The sequence below is a fragment of the Flavobacterium granuli genome (assembly GCF_900129705.1).
Lineage (GTDB): Bacteria > Bacteroidota > Bacteroidia > Flavobacteriales > Flavobacteriaceae > Flavobacterium > Flavobacterium granuli.
This window is the reverse complement of record NZ_FQWO01000028.1, coordinates 1-1,451: the sequence shown is the minus strand read 5'-3', so window position 1 is coordinate 1,451 and position 1,451 is coordinate 1. Positions and strand designations below refer to the sequence as shown.

Genomic DNA, 1,451 nt, shown 5'->3' with positions numbered 1-1,451 from the left:
ACTGCTCAAGTAGTAAGTTCTAATGAATTTGACCCTAACTCAACGCCTGGAAATAACAGTCCAACAGAAAACGATCAAGCTCAAGTAGTTATTACACCAATTCAGAGAGCTGACTTATCAGTTGTTAAAACAGTAGATCTTGCTACTCCACGAGTAGGTGATAATGTGAAATTTAGAATTGCATTAAACAATGCAGGACCAAGTGATGCTACTGGAGTTGTAGTAAATGATTTATTGCCGTCAGGTTATACTTTTGTGAGCTATACTTCAACTTCTGGTCTATATAATTCCACTTCTGGAAATTGGACACTTTCAGGAAGTGTTATTAATGGAAAAACAGAATATTTAGATATTGTAGCCAAAGTTAATCCTATAACAGGAACAGCTAATGAATATAGAAATAATGCTCAGGTAATTGCAAGTGGTCAGACAGATCCAGATTCTATACCAAATGATGGACTAGGAGATGATTTTTCAACTGTAACTACTGTTCCAACCGCTTTAATTGATTTGTCATTGACTAAATCAGTTGATAACATTAGTCCTTCAGCAGGATCAAATGTAGTATTTACTGTAAGAGTTTCAAATGCAGGTCCAAGTACTGCTACTGGAGTACAAGTTAGAGATGTATTGCCTAGCGGTTACACTATTGTCGGTGCAACACCTTCAAGTGGAACATACACTAATGCAACTGGTTTATGGACTATTGCAACTATTGCAAATGGAGCTTCGGCAGTTTTAACTGTTACAGCTACAGTTAATGCAACTGGAAATTACACCAATGTTGCTGAAATTGTAGCAGCTGATCAAACCGATGTAAATTCTACACCAGGGAATAATATTTTGACTGAAGATGATCAGGATCAAGTAACCATATCCCGAGGTCCATTAGTAGATTTAAGTTTGACTAAATCTGTTAATAATAATACACCTATTGTTGGAGAAAACGTAACTTTTAGAATTACGATTTCTAACGCTGGTCCAAGTGAAGCAAATGGAGTTGTAGTTACAGATAAATTACCTTCTGGATATTCATTTGTTAGCTCTGCGCCATCTGTTGGAACTTATAATAATATATCAGGTTCTTGGACCGTAGGAAATTTAGCTAATGCTGGAACTGCCACTTTAGACATTACAGCAAAAGTATTGCCTACTGGTAATTACAACAACATTGCTGAAGTGACAGGAGCAAATGAAGTAGATAGTAACTCTACTCCTGGTAATAATGATGCTACTGAAAACGATCAAAGCGAAGTTGTTATAACTCCTATACAAAGTGCTGATTTATCTGTTGTTAAAACGGTAAATATAACTACGCCAAAAGTAGGCGATACTGTTACGTTTACTATTGCAGTTAAAAATGACGGGCCTAGCAACGCTACTGGTGTTGTTGTAAAAGACATGCTGCCTTCTGGTTACGAGTTTGTTAGTGCAAGCCCTACTGCTGGCAT

General features: G+C 36.9%; 1 protein-coding gene. It reads left to right on the top strand.

Annotated features, from left to right (window positions below; genetic code table 11):
* A partial coding sequence (locus BUB25_RS16290) for a DUF11 domain-containing protein (protein ID WP_139256935.1) occupies positions 1–1,451 on the top strand: 1,451 nt, incomplete at both ends.